This is a genomic window from Chroococcidiopsis cubana SAG 39.79, from assembly GCF_003991895.1.
Taxonomy (GTDB): Bacteria; Cyanobacteriota; Cyanobacteriia; order Cyanobacteriales; family Chroococcidiopsidaceae; genus Chroococcidiopsis; species Chroococcidiopsis thermalis.
This window is the reverse complement of sequence record NZ_RSCK01000079.1, coordinates 12,013-15,741: the sequence shown is the minus strand read 5'-3', so window position 1 is coordinate 15,741 and position 3,729 is coordinate 12,013. Positions and strand designations below refer to the sequence as shown.

The window sequence follows — 3,729 nt, the reverse complement described above, 5'->3', positions numbered from 1 at the left end:
ACAAACCCAAAAATTTCTCGAACGCGAGTTTCAAGTCAGGAATTTTTCTTTTGCCTCGTAGTTTTGTCAGTCAACCAGGTCGCGAACCTCTGCTGGAGAGCAGCCTGCTTAGAAAAACAAGCGGCGATCGCCTTGAGTAATTCATCTAACTTGAAGGGCTTAGTGATATAATCGTTTGCTCCTAGTTCCATAGCTTTACGGAAATCAGCCCGCTCCAGCTTGCTAGTGACGCAAATGAAGGGGATACCCGCACTTAAAGGATCTTGGCGCAGCGCAGTCAAAACACCATAACCATTAAGTTGGGAAATCGCAATCTCACAAAGTATCAAATCTGGTAGCTCTTTTTGTACCTGCTGGATACCAACCAGACCGTTTTCAGCACCAATAGCGTAGAAACCTTCAGTCTCAAGCCATTCTAGAAAGAGATTACGGGTTTCTGCCCTACCTTCAATCACCAAAACTTTTTTCATCGTCTTCTTTACAAATAAATCTATTAATGTGTAGTTGTCAAGAACGGCAGATATTCTAATTTTGTAAACTTACTAAGCTCTTCAACAAAAATCTAGTAAGGGCGCACTCCAGAAAGTAACCCCAGAAGACAAAAATTAATGCACTGATTCAACAGGTAATTCTGCACCCGCAGGCGATCGCAAATCTTCTACCATTTCTTGCACCGCAATTGGAGGTGGTGGAGTCAGGCGCGACACCACAAGAGTCACAATAAAGTTAATTATCATTCCTACAGTGCCAATACCTTCAGGAGAAATTCCAAATAACCAAGGTTGCATGCCGTAGAACTTCACCCCGACAATGTAGAACAGGGTGAATAACAATCCCACTATAATACCCGCGATCGCCCCTTCTCTATTTGTCCGCTTATCAAAAATACCTAGCACAATTGCAGGGAAAAAGCTAGCCGCAGCTAAGCCAAAGGCAAAAGCCACCACTTGCGCTACAAATCCTGGTGGATTAATCCCAAAATACCCTGCCAGCACCACGGCTAACCCGACCATAATTCGACCGACAAACACCCTTTGGGTTTCCGAGGCGTTGGGATTAAGGATGCGGTAGTAAATATCGTGGGCGACCGAACTAGAAATCACCAACAGCAAACCACTAGCCGTCGATAAAGCCGCCGCTAACCCGCCCGCCGCCACAAGTCCAATCACCCAAGGCGCTAATTTAGCTACCTCTGGCGTGGACAAGACAATAATATCGGGGTCGATGGTAATTTCGCTCGTACTTTTATCTGGTGATAGCTCAATTCGTCCGTCATTGTTTTTGTCTGTAAAAGTCAATAACTTGGTTTTTTCCCACTTATTTACCCAGTTCAATTGACGCACTTCGGTAATTGGTTGGTTGTGCAAAGTGCCGATCAAGTTGTAACGAGCAAAAGTTGCCAAGGCTGGCGCGCTGGTATAGAGTAGGGCGATAAACAACAATGCCCAACCTGCGGAATAACGAGCGGCTCTGACGTTAGTCACCGTGTAGAATCTGACAATCACGTGAGGCAATCCTGCCGTTCCCACCATTAAAGCGAGAGTTGTGAATAGTACATCTAACTGAGATCTGTTCGCGAAGGGTTGCGAATATTCTTTAAAACCTAAATCCAACTGAATCTGATTTAATTTGTCGACAATATCGCTAAACGTAAACGCCAGTTGCGGGATCGGATTGCCTGTGAGAATCATTGCGATCGCCACAGTTGGAATTAGATAAGCCACAATCAACACAACATACTGAGCTACCTGAGTCCAAGTGATGCCTTTCATCCCACCCAAAACTGAGAAGAACGCTACCACCACCATCCCGATCATCACGCCCGTACTGATATCGACTTGCAGAAAGCGGCTGAACACAATTCCCACACCCCGCATTTGTCCGGCTACATAAGTGAGCGAGATAAATAAAGCGGCGACAACTGCAACTAATCTAGCTGCATTGGAGTAGTAGCGATCGCCGACAAAATCCGGTACTGTATACTTGCCAAACTTCCGCAGATATGGGGCGAGTAATAGCGCTAGCAGCACGTAACCGCCAGTCCATCCCATCAAATAAATCGAGCCGTCATAGCCCAAAGTCGAAATCAACCCCGCCATCGAGATGAAAGAAGCCGCCGACATCCAATCTGCCGCAGTTGCAGCTCCATTCGCTATTTGGGGGATATCTTGCCCCGCGACGTAAAAGCCGGAGCTATCTCTAACGCGCGATCGCCAACCAATGTAGATATATATCCCGAAAGAGAGGGAGACTAACCAAATTGTCCAAAATTCTGCCATGATTCATCCTCACTTCCGAATCCCGTATTTGCGATCAAGCTTGTCCATTTGAACGGCATAGATGAAAATCAATGCTACAAACGTTAAGATCGAGCCTTGTTGTGCCATCCAAAAGCCTAGAGGGACGCTACCAATTCGGAGCGCGTTCAATGGCTGTACCAGTAGAATGCTGAACACTAGCGATACCAGCGCCCAGACAATTAATAAGTTCCGAATTAGAGCTGTATTTTCCTGCCAGTAAGCTCGTTGTTTGGCTTTATCTACTATTCTGTTCAGCATGATTTTTGTCTTAAATGATGTTGACTTCAACTTCGACCGATTAATTTTGTAATATCGGTTAATTCTGTGAGATTTTGAACAATACGCATAATTAGTCCTTTCTAGTTGAGAATACCTGACTATCTTCTTCCCCTGTACCCGCCTCTGGTATCCCTTCGTTTGGCTTCTTTTGTCATCCGGTTAGAATCGCATTGTTCTATGGCTTGAAGTCTTTCTCTGGTAGCTCCACCAGCCGGTCTAGCTAGCGGAATATCTTCGCAAGCTGTTGTATCTGTGCTAGTCTCTGCGCGATCGGGACTAGGGCGAGTTAATGCATTGTCAGGTGTTGGAGTAGATTGTGGTTCTTCAGGCGGCTTAGGATTACTCGAATCGGGTGTTGCGCCGTCGGAGCCAGGGGCAGTAATTGTGTCCGTAGGTGGTTCGGTCGTAGAGTGTTCTGTCTGCGTTTGAGACAGTAATAGCGTTGCTCTAGCTTCGGCTCTTGTAGCTTCGCCATTAACTAGAAATACAACAAGAATGAAACTACCTGTCAAAATCTGCTTCAACATTTTGTTTACCTACTCCATATGTTTGGTTGCTAGAAAATGAAAAGTGTCGAGCGCGTCCGAATTGAGGGACAGCAATTTTATCTAGAACCGAAATGTAAGCGACCGTAGCCGAGAAATTGACCGGAACTCTTCTCTCTAGCTGGAAACGCTGTCACACCGAATAGATAAATACCTCCATCAGGATTGCTCTCAGCTCTAAGGGCAACTGTGACTGTCGTGCCAGGTGACACGGGTGGATCGAACGCGATCATTGCTTCTCCAGGTTTGTTTGGCTGCTCGCCGCCAATACTGGCTAAAGGCACCTCCGATCCTCTAGCAAATCTGCTACCGAGAAAAGCACGACTGCGACTGAGATCGAACGAAACCGTGTCGGAGTTCTGGCGCTGAGAGGAAGTCCAATTGCGTCAGCTCTGGAAATAGTATCATCCAATCGCGGGTGAGGTAGTAAATTGTCGATCGGTCATAAATTTAATTGAGCTGGTTTTACTTTTATACTTCAAATCGCTTGCCCGTCTTACTTCCTATTCCCAAACCCAGCTAAGAGAAATGGCACGGTTGCTTTGACCAAGGTTGACATCAGCGAAGGCAGATATGCCTTACTGACTGAACGAGTGCGGTAACTC

Annotated in this window: 4 protein-coding genes and 1 pseudogene; all 5 read right to left on the bottom strand. The window is 46.2% G+C overall.

Annotated elements, in window-relative coordinates; all coding sequences use genetic code 11:
- Positions 1-35: 35 nt before the first annotated feature.
- Complete coding sequence (locus DSM107010_RS28815; protein ID WP_127024531.1) at positions 36-470, bottom strand: response regulator; 435 nt, start codon at positions 468-470, stop codon at positions 36-38.
- 135 nt (positions 471-605) lie between these two features.
- A complete protein-coding gene (locus DSM107010_RS28810; protein ID WP_181246552.1) occupies positions 606-2,282 on the bottom strand; it encodes a sodium:solute symporter family protein in 1,677 nt (558 codons plus the stop codon).
- 6 nt (positions 2,283-2,288) lie between these two features.
- Positions 2,289-2,558, bottom strand: coding sequence for a DUF4212 domain-containing protein (locus DSM107010_RS28805; protein WP_106170869.1), 270 nt, complete (start codon positions 2,556-2,558; stop codon positions 2,289-2,291).
- Positions 2,559-2,677: 119 nt separating this feature from the next.
- Positions 2,678-3,106: a hypothetical protein gene (locus tag DSM107010_RS28800; protein ID WP_106170872.1), complete on the bottom strand. Its 429-nt coding sequence runs from the start codon at positions 3,104-3,106 to the stop codon at positions 2,678-2,680.
- Positions 3,107-3,183: 77 nt separating this feature from the next.
- Positions 3,184-3,480, bottom strand: a pseudogene (locus DSM107010_RS28795) (DUF2808 domain-containing protein); the annotation flags it as partial.
- Positions 3,481-3,729: the final 249 nt, after the last annotated feature.

Bases quoted from the DNA above. Each gene is read 5' to 3' on its own strand.
- DSM107010_RS28800 (WP_106170872.1), bottom strand. From the start codon at position 3,106: ATGTTGAAGCAGATTTTGACAGGTAGTTTCATTCTTGTTGTATTTCTA.
- DSM107010_RS28805 (WP_106170869.1), bottom strand. From the start codon at position 2,558: ATGCTGAACAGAATAGTAGATAAAGCCAAACAACGAGCTTACTGGCAG.
- DSM107010_RS28815 (WP_127024531.1), bottom strand. From the start codon at position 470: ATGAAAAAAGTTTTGGTGATTGAAGGTAGGGCAGAAACCCGTAATCTC.